Genomic DNA, 16,881 nt, shown 5'->3' with positions numbered 1-16,881 from the left:
ATGTTGTGAGGTGGGAGACCACCGCCAGGAGAGGAGAACCTGATGACCGGGATCACCGCCGCCGTGCTCGGCTCGCCGATCGCCCACAGCCTCTCACCGGTGCTCCACACCGCAGGCTACCGCGCACTCGGCATCGCCGAGGCGAGCAGCTACGGCCGCTTCGAAGTCACCGAAGACCAGCTCGCAGCCTTCCTCGCTGAACACCCGGAGCACACCGGATTCTCACTGACGATGCCGCTCAAGACCGAGCTCGTCGGCCTTGCCGCCGACCGCAGCTGGCACAGCGATGAGACCGCTGCCCAGACCGGTGCCGCCAACACCCTCATCCGGCATCCTGACGGGCAGCGGATCGCCAACACCGACGTCATCGGCATCGTCGAGGCGATCGCCGAATGCCAGCCCGCAGCCACCGACACCGCTGCGATCCTCGGCAGCGGGGCGACCGCCGCCTCGGCTGTGGCCGCACTCCACCGCCTCGGCGTCGCCGCACTCGACCTCTACGCGCGCAGGCCGGAACGAGCCAGGGGAGCAGCCGATTTCGCCTCCCGCCTCGGCATGCAGGCAGCCATCCACCCGCTGGCCGACTATCAGCCGGGTCAATGCCCGCTGACCGTCTCCACGCTGCCGGCCGGTGCGCTGAGTCCTGAGTCCTTCAGCTGGCCGGACAGCGTCGACGCGGCCACCGTGCTCCTCGACGTCGCCTATGCGGCAGGCGGCTACAGCGTCGGCGCCGACATCGCCGCCCACGGCGGACAGGCGATCGCCGGGGAGCGGATGCTCATCCACCAGGCCGTCGAACAGCAGCTGCTCTTCGCCGCAGCCGCCGGCGTCGACGCGCCACCCCAGACCTGGCGGCCGCGCCTGGCCGCTGCCATGACCGAAGCCCTGAGAACCGCGCACACCGCGAAAGGAGACCGCCGATGATCGAGCAGCTGTCGCTTGTCTCCAGCCTCACCATCACCGTGGGCGTTGCCCTGCTCACCAGCCTTCTCATCTGGCTGCGGTTCCCATGGATCATCAACGACGAGGCAGGCATCCGGCTGCTGCGCGGGGTCAACAGCATCAATCGGCCCGGCGGGCTCGTCACCTTCGTGCTCTCCAGCGTGGGCCTCGTCCTCTCCTGGCTGGCCGCTTTCATCGTTCCCGGCTCTCTGTCACGCACCCTGGCCGATGTGCCGCTCATGATCGCCTTTGCAATGGTCGCCGGTGCCACCGGCTGGCTGTTCTGGATCGACATCTCGATCCACCGGCTGCCCAACCGGATCGTCATGCCGATCACCGTGCTGTCCCTGGCGCTGTTCCTCATCTCGCTCATCATGGGCGTCGGGCAGGCCGACCGCAGCGACGTCCACCTGTGGGCCGGTGCCGGAACACCTGCCCTCAACGGGCTCATCGGCGCACTGGCCATGCTCATCTTCTTCGTCATCCTCAACGTCGGCGGCACCCTCATGCGCCGCTCGACGATGGGCATGGGCGACGTCAAGCTCTCCGTCAGCGTCGGCCTGCTCACCACTGCCCTGAGCCCGAGCGGCCCGATCCTGGCGCTGCTGCTCATCAACGGCATCGCCGTCGTCCACGTGCTCATCCTGCTCGCCACCAAGCGCCGGCAGTGGGCATCGAAGATCGCTTTCGGGCCGTACATGCTGATCGGTACGTGGACGACTGTCCTGGTCGGTGCGGTCTTTTTGTAGGATGGGTTGAATGTTGAGATGGCTGACTGCAGGCGAGTCACACGGTGAGGCACTTGTCGGGATTCTGGAGGGGATCCCGGCGCATGTTCCCGTCACTCGCGACGATATTTCCCAGGCATTGGCGCGGCGCCGGCTCGGCTACGGACGCGGCGCCCGCATGAAGTTCGAAGCCGATGAGGTGCGCATCCTCGGTGGTGTCCGCCACGGCTCCACGCTGGGCTCGCCGATCGCCATCGAAGTCGGCAACACCGAATGGCCCAAGTGGGAAACCGTCATGAGCGCCGATCCGGTTGATCCCGAGGTGCTCGCCGACCAGGCCCGCAACGCCCCGCTCTCACGCCCCCGCCCCGGTCACGCTGACCTGGTGGGCATGCAGAAGTACGGCTTCGACGAGGCCCGTCCGATCCTCGAACGCGCCTCTGCTCGCGAGACCGCTATGCGCGTCGCGCTCGGCGCCGTCGCTGCCCGCATGCTCGCCGAACTCGGCATCACCGTGCTCTCCCACACCGTGGCCATCGGCCCGGTCGCCGGCTCTGGTGAGGAAGCTCTGCCGACCATCGACGACGTGCCGGCTCTCGATGCCGACCCGCTGCGTTGCTTCGACGCTGAGCTGTCCGCGCGCATGGTCGCCGAGGTCGAGGATGCCAAGAAGTCCGGCGACACCCTCGGCGGCGTCGTCGAAGTCATCGTCGACGGCGTGCCTCCAGGGCTCGGCTCCCATGTCCACTGGGACCGCAGGCTCGACTCCCGGCTGGCCGGAGCCCTCATGGGCATCCAGGCGATCAAGGGTGTCGAGGTCGGCGACGGATTCCGCACCGCCGCCCGCCGCGGTTCGGCCGCCCACGACGAGATCGAGTCCGCTGAGGGCCGCATCACCCGCCGCAGCAACCGCGCCGGTGGCACTGAAGGCGGCATGTCGACCGGTGAGAGCCTGCGCGTGCGCGCGGCGATGAAGCCCATCGCCACCGTCCCGCGGGCACTGGACACCATCGACGTCACCACCGGTGAGGCCGCCCGGGCCCACCACCAGCGCTCTGACGTCTGCGCCGTGCCAGCTGCCGGTGTCGTCGCCGAGGCGATGGTCGCCCTGGTCGTGGCCGAGGCCGTCTGCGAGAAGTTCGGCGGGGACTCCCTGGCCGAGGTCAAGCGCAACCTCGACTCCTACCTCGCCGCGATTCCGGATACGCTGCGCTCACACTCGTGAACGCGCCGGACCTGCCCGTCCCGCGCCCGGCTCCGCCGCTCGACCCGGTGCCGGCGGCCACTGCCCGGATCGTGCTCATCGGACCGCCGGCGGCAGGAAAGTCGACGATCGGCCGTTTGCTCGGTGACCGCCTCGGGATTCCGTTCAGTGACACCGACGCGATGATCGTGTCCGCCCACGGGCCGATCGCTGAGATCTTCCGCACTCGCGGGGAAGCCCGCTTCCGGGAGTTCGAACGCGAGGCCGTCCGCCGCGCCCTGCGCCGGCTGCTCGATCGGCCCGGGGTCGTCTCACTCGGTGGCGGCGCGATCCTCAACTCCGGCACGCGGGCCCAGCTGAAGCACCCGGCGATCAAGGTCATGAGCATCGAGATCGACGAGGAGACCGCCTCTGCCCGGCTGCACGGCTCCCACCGGCCGCTGCTGGCCGACGAGGACCCGGTCGAACGCTGGAAGGCCCTGGCCGAGGAGCGCCGGCCGCTCTACGAGTCCGTGGCCACCGCGACCGTCTCGGCGTCCAACGACCCGCCCTCGACGGTCGTCAACCGAGTCGTCGACGTGCTCACCGGCCTGCAGCGGGCAGAGAACTACGCGAAGTTCGCCGCCGAGGGCGAGGCCCAAGCAGCACACGCCGATGGCGGGTACGCTGAGGACGGCCAGCGCACCGTCGCAGACGACACAGACGCAGACGACACAGAAGGAAGTGATGAGGCGTGAGTTCCACGCGCATCGACGTGACCGGCGGCGGGAACTACAGCGTCCACGTCGGCTCAGGACTGCTCGGCACCCTGCCTGAGCTGCTCGGCTCACGCGTGAGCAAAGTGCTCGTCATCCATCCGCGGGCGCTGCGCACCACCGGTGAACTCGTCCGCGAGGACCTCGGCGCTGCCGGCTTCGAGGCGCTGTCGGCTGAGATCCCCGATGCCGAGGAGGCCAAGCACATCCAGGTCGCCAGCTTCTGCTGGCAGGTCCTCGGGCAGGCCGACTTCACCCGTACGGATGCGATCGTTGCCGTCGGCGGGGGAGCGGTGACCGACCTCGCCGGCTTCGTCGCCGCCACCTGGCTGCGCGGCATCCGCTTCGTGACCATCCCGACCACGGTGCTCGGCATGGTCGATGCCGCGATCGGCGGCAAGACCGGCATCAACACCGCCGAGGGCAAGAACCTCGTCGGCGCCTTCCACGCCCCAGCCGGTGTCCTCGCCGATACCGACACGCTGGCCACTCTGCCGGAGAACGAGCTGTTCACCGGCCTGGCTGAGGCGGTCAAATGCGGCTTCATCGCCGACCCGGCGATCCTTAACATCATCGAATCGACACCTCGGGAGCAGCTGGCAGACCACACCTCGCCGCAGCTGCGTGAGATCATCGAACGCTCCATCCAGGTCAAAGCCGACGTCGTCTCCGATGACTTCAAGGAATCCGGCCGCCGCGAGTTCCTCAACTACGGTCACACCCTCGGGCACGCGATCGAACGCACCGAACGCTACCAGTGGCGCCACGGAGCGGCCGTAGCCGTCGGCATGATGTTCGCCGCCGAACTCTCGGCGATGACCCGCAACCTCGACGCTGCGGTCGTCGACAGGCACCGCAGCGTGCTCGAGCACCTCGGCCTGCCGACCGGCTACCGCGGCGACAAATGGCCGCAGCTGCTGGAGACGATGCGCCGGGACAAGAAGGCCCGCGGAAGCCTCATGCGCTTCATCGTCCTCGACGACCTGGCCAGCCCCGGCGTCCTCGAAGCCGCCGACACCAGCCTGCTCTACACCGCCTACCAGGCGATCGGCACCGAATCGCCGGTCACCCGGCTGAGCTGACCTGACAGGCCGAAAGGCCTTGCTACACTTGACCCCTGGTGCGCCGCGAACGGCGCCGCCGTTATCGACTGCGAAGGATTTGCATTGGCAACGACCAACGACTTGAAGAACGGCATGGTCCTCAAGATCGAGAACCAGCTGTGGCAGGTGCTTGAGTTCCTCCACGTCAAGCCCGGCAAGGGACCGGCTTTCGTGCGCACGAAGCTCAAGAACGTCACCTCCGGCAAGATCATCGACAAGACGTTCAACGCCGGCACCAAGGTCGAGACCGCCAACGTCGACCGCCGCGACATGGAATACCTCTACAACGACGGCACCGACTACGTCTTCATGGACCTGGAGGACTACGACCAGGTCTCCCTCGCCCCCGAACTCGTCGGTGACTCCGCGAACTTCATGCTCGAGAACCAGAAGGTCCAGGTGGCCTTCCACGACGGTGCAGCCCTATACATCGAGCTGCCGCCGAGCGTCGAGCTGGCCATCACCCACACCGAACCCGGACTGCAGGGCGACCGCTCGACCGGCGGTTCGAAGCCGGCAACCGTCGAGACCGGATACGAGATCCAGGTGCCGCTGTTCCTCGAAGAGGGCACCAAGGTCAAGGTCGACACCCGCTCGGGCGAATACCTCGGCCGCGTCAAGGAGTGAGCTCCCGCAGCCGCGCGCGCAAGCGCGCCCTCGAACTGCTCTTCGAGTCTGAGCAGCGCCGCCTGCCGGAACCCGAGCTCATCCGCATGCGCTCGGGCGATCCGGACTACCCGATGAAACCCTACGCCGTCGAGATCGTCACCGGTGTCGTCGACCACCGCGACGAGATCGACGGGCTCATCGAGGAGTTCGTCACCGACTGGCCGGTCTCACGCATGCCGGCTGTCGATCGGGCGCTGCTGCGCATGGGCATCTGGGAGATCATGCACAACGACGACATCGACGATCCCGTTGCGATCTCCGAAGCCGTCGCGCTCAGTCGTGTGTACTCCCGTGACGAATCCCCGGCCTTCATCAACGCCGTGCTCGACGCGGTCAGCCGCAAACGGCGGACCGGTGAGGCACAGCCGGCTGTGGCTGCCCCCAAGGCAACCGCTTCCAACGTGCCGAGCGGGTCGACGCTCACGCTTGTCGACGACGCATCCGCTGCTCAAGGCTCCAGCGACGACTCGCCCGAGGCAGACGACTCCGAACCGTCTGCCTGACAGCGCAAGCGCGATCTGCAACAACGACGAAGCCCCGGTCACCGACAGCTCGGTGACCGGGGCTTCACGTTGCGCTTCTGAGCGCTTCAGCCTTCCTGGCGGACGGAGCTGAGCCAGTCGGTGAGCACTTCGGTGGTGTGGATTGGCTTCTCCTGCACCACCCAGTGACCCGCTTCGATGATGCGCTCGGTCAGCTGGGGGACCGCCTCGCGCATCGGCTCGGCCATCGTGGACCCGAGGGTGTCGCACACCTGGTCGTAGCGGGCGTGGACGAACAGCGCCGGCTGGGGGATCCGCCCACCGCCGGGCAGGCTCTCGGTGAACGCGGCGTTGGCCTCGACATTGCGGTACCAGGCATTCGGGTAGGCGAATCCGGTGCGCGAGAGCGAGGCGACGAGCGCATCGTAGTCTTCGGCGCTGAGCACCCGGCCATCCCGCTCCCGGAACGGCACGCCGTCAGGGAACCAACCGCCTCGGGACCGGATCTTGGCCTGCAGGGCAGGCTTGGTCATCTGCTCCGGATTGCCCCGGCGCATGATCGTGGCGATGAAACCGGGCACATCAGCATCGAACTCCGCGGCGAGCTTCTCCGGCATCTGCTGGTGGGCGACCATGTAGTCCCACTGGCCGTAGGGGAACGTGTCCTCCGGGTACATCGACCGGTTGACATGCGCAGTCATCGACGCACCTGCCGGCAGATGCGGCACGCACATCCCGGCCACCGCCCTGCACATCTCCGGGTGCGCAGCAGCGAACGACCATGCGACCGGGGCGCCGTAGTCGTGGCCGACGACGATCGCCTCGGCGTGCTCACCGGGCTTGAGCGCGCTGATGAGTCCGCGCACATCGGCCACCGCATTCTCGATCGCGTACGCCGAGGTGTCCGCGTACACCGTCGAGGCGCCGTAGCCGCGCATATCGGGAGCAACCGCGAAATAGCCCTCGGCCGCGATGCGCGGCAGCAAGCCGGCGAACGAGCGTCCGAGCTCCGGCCAGCCGTGCAGGAACACGATGAGCGGATCGGCCTGGCTGCCTGCGTGCAGATAGCCGCAGGTGTGCTCGCCATCGGCGGTGGGGTAGGTCGCGGTGGCGAACGACACCTCGGCAGGCAGGCCAGCGGTGTGTACGTCGAGGTCGAGGGCGGGCAGCTGTGCGTGTGATGATGCGGAACTCACGCGGTTCTCCTCACGAAGGGCGTATGAGCCCGGCGCAGTGGGGCCGGGCTCGGGGCGCTCGAGTGCATCGCGCATTGGTGAGAGTCTAATCACAGCTTGCCGGGCGCACCACCCAGGCGGTGTCCGGTACCGGCCGAGGGGGTACACTCGTGTGCAGACGACACTCCTTTAACCACCGTCCCGTGAGGCGGAGAAGGGGGACCGCACATGCGTGTTCGCACTGTACTGAACGCCGACGAGATATCCCGCGCCATCACGCGGATTGCCCATGAGATCCTCGAGAGCAACAAAGGTGCCGGCGACCTCATCATCCTCGGCATTCCCACCCGCGGCGTCCCGCTGGCACAGCGGCTGACCGCCAGGATCGCCGACATCGAACGCGGCGTCGATCCCGCCCAGATCTGCGGCAGCCTCGACATCACGATGTACCGCGACGACCTGCGCCACGGCAAGCTGCGCGCACCCGAACCCACCCACATCCCGCCCGGCGGCATCGACGGGCGCACCGTCGTGCTCGTCGACGATGTGCTGTTCTCCGGGCGCACCATCCGCGCAGCTCTCGATGCGATCGCCGACATTGGACGCCCGGCGGCCGTCCGGCTGGCCGTGCTCGTCGACCGCGGCCACCGCTGCCTGCCGATCCGCGCCGACCACGTCGGGAAGAACCTCCCGACCGCCGTCGACGAGCGCGTCTTCGTTGGCCTCGAAGAGATCGACAGTGAGGACACCGTCACGATCTCCTGGCCCGAGACCGCCGAGGCGGAGGGAGACCCGGCATGAAGCACCTCCTGTCGACCGCAGACCTCAGCCGGGAGGACGCCATCGGCCTCCTCGACGTCGCCGAGGAGATGACCCAGGTCAGCACCCACTCGGTGAAGAAGCTGCCGGTGTTGCGCGGCCACACCGTCGTCAACCTCTTCTTCGAGGACTCCACCCGCACCCGCATCTCCTTCGAAGCCGCCGCCAAGCGACTCTCAGCCGACGTCATCAACTTCTCCGCCAAGGGCTCGAGTGTGTCAAAGGGCGAGAGTCTGCAGGACACCGCCCAGACGCTCGGCGCGATGGGCGCAGACGCCGTCGTCGTCCGCCACAACGGCTCCGGCACCCCCTACCGGCTGGCCACCACCGGCTGGATTGACGCCGGGGTCGTCAACGCCGGCGACGGCACGCACGAGCACCCCACCCAGGCGCTGCTCGACTCCTTCACCCTGCGGCGCACGCTCACCGGATCGCCGGCCTCGGGACCGGGAGGCAGCGCCCGCGGCACCGACCTGGCCGGCACCACCGTCGCCGTCGTCGGCGACATCCTCCACTCCCGGGTCGCGCGCTCGAACGTCCACCTGCTCACCACCCTCGGCGCCCGGGTCGTGCTCATCGCCCCGCCGACCCTGCTGCCGTGGGGTGTCGACACCTGGCCGGCCGAGGTGTTCTACGACTTCGACAACGCCCTCGACGCCTATGACTTCGACGCGGTCATGATGCTGCGCGTGCAGTTCGAGCGGATGCACCAGTCGTTCTTCCCCAACACCCGCGAGTACAGCCGGCTGTGGGGCCTGACCGCCACCCGCTACAACCGACTGCCCGAGCACACGGCGATCATGCATCCGGGCCCGATGAACCGCGGCTTCGAGATCTGCGCCCAGGCGGCCGACTCTCCGCGCGCGGTCATCCTCAACCAGGTGGAGAACGGCGTGGCCGTGCGCATGGCCGTGCTCTACAGTCTGCTCACCGGTAAGGAAGGTGCCCTATGACATCGCTGCTCATCCGCGGTGCGAACATCCTCGGCAAGGAGACCGGCGACATCGCGATCGATCACGGCCGCTTCGTCGACCCGGCCTCGCTCACCAGCCCTGATGAGGTCATCGACGCCACCGGGCTCATCGCCCTGCCCGGCCTCGTCGACCTGCACACCCACCTGCGCGAACCCGGCCGCGAAGACGCCGAGACCGTGCTCACCGGCTCCCAGTCAGCCGCCCGCGGCGGCTTCACTGCCGTGCACGCGATGGCCAACACCGCACCGGTGGCCGACACCGCCGGCGTCGTCGAGCAGGTCTACCACCTCGGCCGCGAAGCCGGCTACACCGAGGTCGTGCCGATCGGCGCGGTCACCGTCGGGCAGAAGGGCACCCAGCTGGCCGAACTCGGAGCGATGGCACGCTCGGCTGCCGGGGTGACGATCTTCTCCGACGACGGGCTGTGCGTGTTCGATCCGCTCATCATGCGCCGCGCCCTGGAGTACGTCAAGACCTTCGGCGGAGTCATCGCCCAGCACTCCCAGGAGCCCCGGCTGACCGAAGACGCCCAGATGAACGAAGGCGTCGTGTCTGCCGAACTCGGCCTGCCCGGCTGGCCGGCGGTGGCCGAGGAGGCGATCATCGCCCGCGACATCCTGCTCGCCGAGCACGTCGGCTCCCGCCTGCACATCTGCCACCTGTCGACCAAGGGCGCGGTCGACCTCGTGCGCTGGGCGAAGTCCCGCGGCGTGCAGGTCACCGCCGAGGTCACCCCGCACCACCTCATGCTCACCGATGAGCTCGTCCGCAGCTTCGACCCCGTCTACAAGGTCAACCCGCCGCTGCGCACCCGGGCCGATGTCGACGCCGTGCGCGCCGGCCTGGCCGACGGCACCATCGACATCATCGGCACCGACCACGCCCCGCACCCGTCCGAGCACAAGTGCTGCGAATGGACCGCTGCGGCGATGGGCATGGTCGGCATGGAGTCAGCGCTGCCGATCGTCGTCGAGGCGATGGCCGACTACGACTTCGGATGGGCCGATATCGCCCGCGTCATGTCGACCACACCGGCACGGATCTCCGGCCTGCGCGAACAGGGCAGCCTGGAGATCGGCACCGGTGCCAACCTCGTGCTCGTCGACCCGGAGGCCGCAGACCGGATCACCCCAGATGCGCACGCGACGATGGGACGCAACAACCCATTCGCCGGGATCGAGGTGTCCTCCCGGATCGTGCACACGATTCTCTACGGCCACCGCGTCGTCACCGACTCCCAGCTGTCCGACCCGCACCCGATCACGAGAGGCGGCACATGGATCGCCTGATCCCGACCCTCATCGTCGCAGCCGTCATCGTCGTGTTCTTCGCTCTCATGTGGCTGGGCTGGCGGTCCCGGAAGCATCGGCAGTCCGGCATCCCTGCTCCTGAGGCGCCGGCAGCCGACCTTAAGCTCAGCTCACCTCCGGTCGCGGGCACCTATGTGGCGACCACCCTGGCCGCCGAACCGCTCGAACGCGTCGCCGTCCACCACCTCGGCGTGCGCACCACCGCCTCACTGGGCATCAGCGGCACCGGCATCGTCCTCGACCGCGACGGCGTGCCCGACATGCTCATCCCCACCGCCGACCTTGAAGCCGTGCGCACCGACTCGGGGATGATCGGCAAATTCGTCGAACGCGACGGGCTCATCATCATCACCTGGCGGCTCGGCGACACCCTCGTCGACACCGGCTTCCGCCCCCGGCACGCAGCCGACCGCACACCGACACTGAATTCCATCCGCCAGCTCCTCGGGGAGGACTCATGACCCTGCACCAGCGCCCACCTGCCGTTCTCGTCCTCGACGACGGCCGCACACTGACCGGCCGCGCCTACGGCGCTGAGGGCTCGACCACCGGCGAGGCCGTGTTCGTCACCTCGATGACCGGCTACCAGGAGACCCTGACCGACCCGTCGTACCGGCGCCAGATCGTCATCCAGACGATGCCGCACATCGGCAACACCGGCGTCAACGACGAAGACGACGAATCCCGCGACATCTGGGTCGCCGGCTACGTCGTCCGCGACGCCGCCCGCCGCCGGTCGAACTGGCGGGCCACCGGCGACCTCGAAGCCCGGCTGGCCGACCGCGGCATCGTCGGCATCACCGACATCGACACCCGCGCACTCACCCGCCACCTGCGGGACAAAGGCGCGATGCGCGCCGGGATCTTCTCCGGTCCCGAGGCGCAGCGCCCGAACGCAGAGCTGCTCGCCGAGGTGCGCGCTGCCGAACCGATGGCAGGGGCGAACCTGAGCGCAGAAGTCACCTGCGAGCAGCCGTACACGATCCCGGCTGAAGGGGAGAAGAAGCACAGCGTCGTCGCCTACGACCTCGGCATCAAGACGACAACTCTCGACCAGTTCGCCGCCCGCGGCATCGAGACGACCGTCGTGCCGGCCGACTTCACCTTCGAACAACTCACCGAGCTGGACCCCGACGGCGTGTTCTTCTCCAACGGGCCCGGCGACCCGGCGAGCGTGACGAACGCCGTCGACGTGCTCGCCCGCGTGCTGGAGGCCAAGATCCCGTTCTTCGGCATCTGCTTCGGCAACCAGCTGCTCGGCCGGGCACTGGGTTTCGAGACCTACAAGCTGCCCTTCGGCCACCGCGGCTCGAACCAGCCGGTCCTCGACACCGCCAACGGACGGGTCCACATCACCACCCAGAATCACGGCTTTGCCGTCGACGCCCCGCTGCGCGCGGTCGTCACCGCGCCTGCCGGTGAGCACCTCGGCCGAGTGGAGGTCAGCTACATCGGACTCAACGACGACGTCGTCGAAGGCCTGCGCTGCCTCGACCTGCCGGCGTTCTCCGTTCAGTTCCACCCCGAATCCGCTGCCGGGCCGCACGACGCCCGCGACCTGTTCGACCGGTTCATCGAACTGCTCGACGGCGCCGCCACCGTCACCCCGAGCATCGAGACCAGCGAAGGAGACAACGCACATGCCTAAGAGGGACGATCTCTCCTCAGTCCTCGTCATCGGCTCCGGGCCGATCGTCATCGGCCAGGCCTGCGAGTTCGACTACTCCGGCACCCAGGCCTGCCGCGTCCTCAAACGCGAGGGCATGCGGGTCATCCTCGTCAACTCCAACCCGGCGACGATCATGACCGACCCGGAGCTCGCCGACGCCACCTACGTCGAGCCGATCGACCCGGCCGTCATCGAGACGATCATCGCCAAGGAACGCCCCGACGCGCTGCTGCCGACTCTCGGTGGGCAGACCGCGCTCAACGCCGCGATCAACCTGCATAAGGCAGGTGTGCTCGAGAAGTACGGCGTCGAGCTCATCGGCGCCGATGTCGAGGCGATCCAGCGCGGTGAGGACCGCCAGCAGTTCAAACAGGTCGTCGAACGCTGCGGTGCCGAGGTCGCCCGCTCGGCGATCTGCCACTCGATGGAGGAATGCCTCGCCGCCGCCGAGGAGCTCGGCTACCCGATGGTCGTCCGCCCCTCGTTCACGATGGGCGGGCTCGGCTCCGGCATGGCCTTCAACGAAGCCGATCTGCGCCGCATCGCCGGCGACGGACTCGTCGACTCCCTGACCCATGAGGTGCTGCTTGAGGAGAGCATCCTCGGCTGGAAGGAGTACGAACTCGAGCTCATGCGCGACAAGAACGACAATGTCGTCGTCGTGTGCTCGATCGAGAACGTCGACCCCGTGGGCGTGCACACCGGCGACTCCATCACCGTCGCCCCGTCGCTGACGCTCACCGACGTCGAATACCAGGAGATGCGCGACATCGGCATCGCCGTCATCCGCGAAGTCGGCGTCGACACCGGCGGCTGCAACATCCAGTTCGCCATCGACCCCGATGACGGGCGCATCGTCGTCATCGAGATGAACCCGCGCGTCTCCCGCTCCTCAGCACTGGCGTCGAAGGCCACCGGCTTCCCGATCGCCAAGATCGCCGCGAAGCTGGCGATCGGCTACACCCTCGATGAGATCCCCAACGACATCACCGAGGTGACCCCGGCCGCCTTCGAACCGGCACTCGACTACATCGTCGTCAAGGTCCCGCGGTTCGCCTTCGAGAAGTTCCCGGCCGCCGACCCGACGCTGACGACGACCATGAAGTCCGTCGGCGAGGCGATGGCCCTGGGCCGGAACTTCACCACCGCCCTGCAGAAGGCGATGCGCTCGATCGAGCAGAAGAACTCCTCGTTCTCGTGGAACGACCCGCTCGACATCTCCACCGATGCCGCGCGCGCCCAGGTCATCCGCGACCTCGGCCATGCCACCACCGAGCGCCTCTACACCGTGCAGCGGGCACTGGCCGCCGGCATGAGCGTCGAGGAGGTCCACGAGGCCTGCGACATCGACCCCTGGTTCCTCGACCAGATCCAGCTCATCAATGATGTCGCCGAGGAGATTGCCGCCGCTGAGAGCCTCGACGTCGAAACGCTGCGCCTGGCGAAAAACCATGGCTTCTCCGACGCCCAGATCGGCCAGCTGCGCCACCTCGACGAAGGCGTCGTCACCGCCGTGCGCCAGGCACTCGGGTTGCGCCCGGTGTTCAAGACCGTCGACACGTGCGCTGGCGAGTTCGAGGCGAAGACCCCGTACCACTACTCCAGCTACGACGACGAGACCGAGGTGTCCCCGCGCGAACGCGAGGCCGTCATCATCCTCGGCTCCGGTCCCAACCGGATCGGCCAGGGCATCGAATTCGACTACTCGTGCGTGCACGCCACCATGGCACTGGCCGAGGCCGGCTACGAGACGATCATGGTCAACTGCAACCCCGAGACCGTCTCAACCGACTACGACACCGCCGACCGGCTGTACTTCGAACCGTTGACGTTCGAAGACGTCATGGAGATCTACCATGCTGAGAAGCAGGCCGGGCCTGTCGCCGGCGTCGTGTGCACCCTCGGCGGGCAGACTCCGCTCGGCTTGGCCGACCAGCTCAAGGCCGCCGGCGTGCCGGTGCTCGGCACCCAGCCGGAGGCCATCGACCTGGCCGAGGACCGCGGCGAGTTCGGCCAGGTGCTCGCCGAAGCCGGGCTGCGCGCGCCCAAGCACGGGACCGCCACGACCTACGATGAGGCCCAGTCGATCGCCGAGGACATCGGCTACCCGGTGCTCGTGCGCCCCAGCTACGTGCTCGGCGGCCGCGGCATGCAGATCGTCTACGACACCGAACAGCTGATGAACTACATGGCAACGGCCACCGAGGTCTCGATCGACCGGCCGGTGCTCGTCGACCGGTTCCTCGAAGACGCCGTCGAGATCGACGTCGATGCCCTCTACGACGGCAACGAGACCTACATCGGCGGGATCATGGAGCACATCGAGGAGGCCGGCATCCACTCCGGTGACTCCGCCTCGGTGCTGCCGGCCCTGACCCTGGGGGAGAACGTCATCGAGCAGGTCCGCAACGCCACCGCCGCGATCGCCCGCGGCACGAACGTGCGCGGCCTCATCAACATCCAGTTCGCCGTCGCCGCTGACGTCCTCTACGTCATTGAGGCAAACCCGCGCGCCTCCCGCACGGTGCCGTTCGTCTCGAAGGCCACCGCGGTGCCGCTGGCCAAGGCCGCCGCGCTCATCGCCGTCGGCAAGTCGATCAGAGAGCTGCGCGGCAGCATCCTCGCCGCCGAACACGACGGCTCGACCCTGCCGGATGACAACCCGGTCGCCATCAAGGAGGCGGTGCTGCCCTTCCGCCGGTTCCGCACCGTCGACGGCAAGGTCGTCGACTCGATCCTCGGTCCTGAGATGCGCTCGACCGGCGAGGTGATGGGTATCGACACCGCCTTCCCCGTCGCCTTCGCCAAAGCCGAGCTCGCAGCCGGAGCCGCCCTTCCCACCTCGGGCACGGTGTTCGTCTCGGTTGCCGATCGCGACAAGCGCTCCTCGGTGCTGGCGGTCAAGCAGCTCGTCGACATGGGCTTCGACGTCGTCGCCACCGCCGGGACCGCGGCGATGCTCGACCGCTACGGCATCACCAGCACCCGGATCGCGAAGTACTACGAGGCCGCCGAAGGTGAGCGCACGATCCTCGATGACATCACCGAAGGCCGCATCGACCTCGTTATCAATGTGCCGGCCGGCCGGCAGGAGCGTGCTGACGGCTACGAGATCCGCGCAGCCGCCGTCGCCTCGTCGATCCCGCTGGTGACCACGGTCGCCGAATTCACCGCCGCGGTCACCGCGATCGAAGGCCAGCGGGCAGCGGCCTTCGATGTGCGCTCCCTGCAGGACTGGGCATGAGCCAACACGACACGGGCGCCCAGCCCGAGCGCGACTACGGACGCGACTGGCCGCAGGCCAACCGGACCCGGCTGTGCGTCGGCATCGACCCACACGCCGGGCTGCTGGCCGACTGGTCGCTGCCGGATTCGGCAGCCGGGGTGCGCGACTTCGGGCTGCGCGTCGTCGAGGCGGCGGCAGGGGAGTGCGGGACGGTCAAACCGCAGGCGGCGTTCTTCGAACGCCACGGCTCCCGCGGCCTCGCCGCCCTCGAAGACGTCCTCGCTGCTGCCCACGATGCCGGGCTGTCGACGATCCTCGACATCAAACGTGGAGACATCGGCTCGACAATGGCAGGCTACGCCGAGGCCTACATGAACCCGGCCTCCCCGCTGTACGCCCACGCCGTGACCCTCTCGCCGTACCTGGGCTTCGGCTCACTCGAACCGGCCTTCGAGTGCGCACGCACCTACGGCACCGGCGCATTCGTCCTCGCACTGACCTCGAATCCAGATGGGGCCAGCGTCCAGCATGCGCGCACCTCCGGCGGCCCATCGGTCGCCGCCGAGGTGATCGCAGGCGTCCGGGACGTCAACGCACAGCTCGGTGCCCCACGCCTCGGCGTCGTCATCGGCGCGACCACCGGCACTGCCGCCCGCGACCTCGGCATCGACCTGACTGCAGGCGACTACCCGATCCTGGCACCGGGCTACGGCGCTCAGGGCGGGGGAGTCGAGGATCTGCACTCCGTGTTCGGAGCAGCGTTCGCAGACGGCCGTGTCATTGTGAATGCCGGACGCACGATCCTCTCAGCAGGGCCGGCGATTCCGGCGCTTCAGGAGCGCATCCGGGAAACGACCCGTGCGCTCACCGGTGCAGACGGTCTACACTGATACAAATCTGCTGATGCGGACTGGACCACTAAGGAGTAGACGTGGCTCTCCAACCCCTGACACCCGAACAGCGTTCTGCAGCACTCGACAAAGCGTTCAAGGCCAGGCAGGCTCGGGCAGATGCCAAGGCCGCACTGAAGTGCGGTGAGAAATCCCTGTCGACAGTCCTGAAGGAAGCAGCAGACGACGAAGCACTGAGCAAGATGAAGGTTCATGACCTGCTGCGCTCCATGCCCGGCGTCGGAAAACGCCGCGCCTCAGTGCTCATGGAGCAGATCGGCATCGCCGAATCCCGGCGACTCAAAGGCCTCGGTGTGCACCAGAAGGCCGCACTCCTGGAGAGATTCGAAACCGCGTGACACAACGACTGACTGTTCTGGCAGGACCGACCGCCGTCGGCAAAGGCACCGTCGGCGCACACATCCGCAGAAACTTCCCACAGATCTGGTTCTCCGTATCCGCCACCACGCGCCCACCGCGTGAGGGCGAACGCGACGGCGTCGACTACTACTTCGTGACCGAAGAGGAATTCGATCGGATGATCGACGACGGTGAACTCCTCGAATACGCAACCGTGCACGGCCGGTACCGCTACGGCACGCCCGCGAAACCGGTGCGCGAAGCGCTCGAAGCCGGTTCGCATCCGCTGCTGGAGATCGACCTGCAGGGCGCCCGCCAGGTCAAGGAGACGATGCCCGAGGCGAGGTTCGTGTTCCTCGGCCCACCGAGTTGGGATGAGCTCGTCCGCCGGCTCATCGGCCGCGGCACCGAATCCGAAGAGGAACAGGCCCGCCGGCTGGAGACTGCGAAGGAAGAACTCGCCGCTGAGACCGAGTTCGACCACACCGTCATCAACCACGACATTTCAGAAGCCGCCGAGGAACTAGTAACATTGATGGGGTTGTCAATCGACAACACCCCCGACAACTGATGGA

At 67.8% G+C, this 16,881-nt stretch carries 17 protein-coding genes; 16 read left to right on the top strand and 1 reads right to left on the bottom strand.

Annotated elements, in window-relative coordinates; genetic code table 11:
• Positions 1-42: 42 nt before the first annotated feature.
• The 7 genes from HLA91_RS07650 (at position 43) to nusB (ending at position 5,904) form a co-directional block, all read left to right on the top strand.
• Positions 43-924 (top strand): shikimate dehydrogenase family protein, encoded by an 882-nt coding sequence (locus HLA91_RS07650; protein ID WP_170274210.1) that lies wholly within the window; start codon positions 43-45, stop codon positions 922-924.
• Positions 921-1,691, top strand: coding sequence for an A24 family peptidase (locus HLA91_RS07645; protein ID WP_170274209.1), 771 nt, complete (start codon positions 921-923; stop codon positions 1,689-1,691). The genes HLA91_RS07650 and HLA91_RS07645 overlap by 4 nt, the downstream gene beginning before the upstream one ends.
• 10 nt (positions 1,692-1,701) lie before the next feature.
• Positions 1,702-2,895 carry a chorismate synthase gene (gene aroC, locus HLA91_RS07640; protein ID WP_170274208.1) on the top strand — a complete coding sequence of 398 codons (1,194 nt, stop codon included), beginning with the start codon at positions 1,702-1,704 and terminating at the stop codon, positions 2,893-2,895.
• Complete coding sequence (locus tag HLA91_RS07635; RefSeq protein ID WP_338076730.1) at positions 2,892-3,611, top strand: shikimate kinase; 720 nt, start codon at positions 2,892-2,894, stop codon at positions 3,609-3,611. The genes aroC and HLA91_RS07635 overlap by 4 nt, the downstream gene beginning before the upstream one ends.
• Positions 3,608-4,711, top strand: coding sequence for a 3-dehydroquinate synthase (aroB, locus tag HLA91_RS07630; RefSeq protein ID WP_170274207.1), 1,104 nt, complete (start codon positions 3,608-3,610; stop codon positions 4,709-4,711). The genes HLA91_RS07635 and aroB overlap by 4 nt, the downstream gene beginning before the upstream one ends.
• A gap of 84 nt (positions 4,712-4,795) precedes the next feature.
• Positions 4,796-5,359 (top strand): elongation factor P, encoded by a 564-nt coding sequence (gene efp / locus HLA91_RS07625; protein WP_102160310.1) that lies wholly within the window; start codon positions 4,796-4,798, stop codon positions 5,357-5,359.
• Positions 5,356-5,904, top strand: a complete 549-nt coding sequence (nusB, locus tag HLA91_RS07620) for a transcription antitermination factor NusB (RefSeq protein WP_170274206.1) — start codon at positions 5,356-5,358, stop codon at positions 5,902-5,904. The genes efp and nusB overlap by 4 nt, the downstream gene beginning before the upstream one ends.
• Before the next feature lie 86 nt (positions 5,905-5,990).
• Here nusB and HLA91_RS07615 read toward each other — a convergent pair whose 3' ends face one another.
• Positions 5,991-7,079, bottom strand: a complete 1,089-nt coding sequence (locus HLA91_RS07615; protein ID WP_170274205.1) for an alpha/beta fold hydrolase — start codon at positions 7,077-7,079, stop codon at positions 5,991-5,993.
• A gap of 207 nt (positions 7,080-7,286) precedes the next feature.
• On the opposite strand from HLA91_RS07615, the gene pyrR reads away from it, so the two are divergent.
• From pyrR to gmk, 9 genes are read left to right on the top strand one after another with little or no spacing between them, the layout of a single operon-like run.
• Positions 7,287-7,859: a bifunctional pyr operon transcriptional regulator/uracil phosphoribosyltransferase PyrR gene (gene pyrR / locus HLA91_RS07610; RefSeq protein WP_170274204.1), complete on the top strand. Its 573-nt coding sequence runs from the start codon at positions 7,287-7,289 to the stop codon at positions 7,857-7,859.
• Positions 7,856-8,830, top strand: coding sequence for an aspartate carbamoyltransferase catalytic subunit (locus HLA91_RS07605; protein WP_170274203.1), 975 nt, complete (start codon positions 7,856-7,858; stop codon positions 8,828-8,830). Before pyrR ends, HLA91_RS07605 begins: the two co-directional genes overlap by 4 nt.
• Positions 8,827-10,140, top strand: a complete 1,314-nt coding sequence (locus tag HLA91_RS07600; protein WP_170274202.1) for a dihydroorotase — start codon at positions 8,827-8,829, stop codon at positions 10,138-10,140. Before HLA91_RS07605 ends, HLA91_RS07600 begins: the two co-directional genes overlap by 4 nt.
• On the top strand, positions 10,128-10,622 hold the full coding sequence (locus tag HLA91_RS07595) for a PH-like domain-containing protein (protein ID WP_170274201.1): 495 nt from the start codon (positions 10,128-10,130) through the stop codon (positions 10,620-10,622). The genes HLA91_RS07600 and HLA91_RS07595 overlap by 13 nt, the downstream gene beginning before the upstream one ends.
• Positions 10,619-11,809 (top strand): glutamine-hydrolyzing carbamoyl-phosphate synthase small subunit, encoded by a 1,191-nt coding sequence (carA, locus tag HLA91_RS07590; protein ID WP_170274200.1) that lies wholly within the window; start codon positions 10,619-10,621, stop codon positions 11,807-11,809. The genes HLA91_RS07595 and carA overlap by 4 nt, the downstream gene beginning before the upstream one ends.
• The gene (carB, locus tag HLA91_RS07585) at positions 11,802-15,074 is read left to right on the top strand and encodes a carbamoyl-phosphate synthase large subunit (RefSeq protein ID WP_170274199.1); all 3,273 of its coding nucleotides are present in this window, start codon (positions 11,802-11,804) and stop codon (positions 15,072-15,074) included. Before carA ends, carB begins: the two co-directional genes overlap by 8 nt.
• Entirely contained in the window at positions 15,071-15,946 is an 876-nt protein-coding gene (gene pyrF, locus HLA91_RS07580; protein ID WP_170274198.1) for an orotidine-5'-phosphate decarboxylase, read from the top strand. The genes carB and pyrF overlap by 4 nt, the downstream gene beginning before the upstream one ends.
• A 41-nt stretch (positions 15,947-15,987) precedes the next feature.
• A complete protein-coding gene (mihF, locus tag HLA91_RS07575; protein WP_165882836.1) occupies positions 15,988-16,305 on the top strand; it encodes an integration host factor, actinobacterial type in 318 nt (105 codons plus the stop codon).
• Positions 16,302-16,877 (top strand): guanylate kinase, encoded by a 576-nt coding sequence (gene gmk / locus HLA91_RS07570; RefSeq protein WP_165882837.1) that lies wholly within the window; start codon positions 16,302-16,304, stop codon positions 16,875-16,877. The genes mihF and gmk overlap by 4 nt, the downstream gene beginning before the upstream one ends.
• Positions 16,878-16,881 lie beyond the last annotated feature (4 nt).

Source organism: Brevibacterium luteolum (assembly GCF_013004595.1).
Classification (GTDB): Bacteria; Actinomycetota; Actinomycetes; order Actinomycetales; family Brevibacteriaceae; genus Brevibacterium; species Brevibacterium luteolum.
Note: the sequence above shows the minus strand (reverse complement) of the source record. Positions and strands in the feature narration are given on the sequence as shown.

What these genes read in the sequence shown, in the direction of transcription:
- HLA91_RS07650 (WP_170274210.1), top strand. Translation starts at nt 43, where the DNA reads ATGACCGGGATCACCGCCGCCGTGCTCGGCTCGCCGATCGCCCACAGC.
- HLA91_RS07645 (WP_170274209.1), top strand. Translation starts at nt 921, where the DNA reads ATGATCGAGCAGCTGTCGCTTGTCTCCAGCCTCACCATCACCGTGGGC.
- aroC (WP_170274208.1), top strand. Translation starts at nt 1,702, where the DNA reads ATGTTGAGATGGCTGACTGCAGGCGAGTCACACGGTGAGGCACTTGTC.
- pyrR (WP_170274204.1), top strand. Translation starts at nt 7,287, where the DNA reads ATGCGTGTTCGCACTGTACTGAACGCCGACGAGATATCCCGCGCCATC.
- HLA91_RS07605 (WP_170274203.1), top strand. Translation starts at nt 7,856, where the DNA reads ATGAAGCACCTCCTGTCGACCGCAGACCTCAGCCGGGAGGACGCCATC.
- HLA91_RS07600 (WP_170274202.1), top strand. Translation starts at nt 8,827, where the DNA reads ATGACATCGCTGCTCATCCGCGGTGCGAACATCCTCGGCAAGGAGACC.
- HLA91_RS07595 (WP_170274201.1), top strand. Translation starts at nt 10,128, where the DNA reads ATGGATCGCCTGATCCCGACCCTCATCGTCGCAGCCGTCATCGTCGTG.
- carA (WP_170274200.1), top strand. Translation starts at nt 10,619, where the DNA reads ATGACCCTGCACCAGCGCCCACCTGCCGTTCTCGTCCTCGACGACGGC.
- carB (WP_170274199.1), top strand. Translation starts at nt 11,802, where the DNA reads ATGCCTAAGAGGGACGATCTCTCCTCAGTCCTCGTCATCGGCTCCGGG.
- pyrF (WP_170274198.1), top strand. Translation starts at nt 15,071, where the DNA reads ATGAGCCAACACGACACGGGCGCCCAGCCCGAGCGCGACTACGGACGC.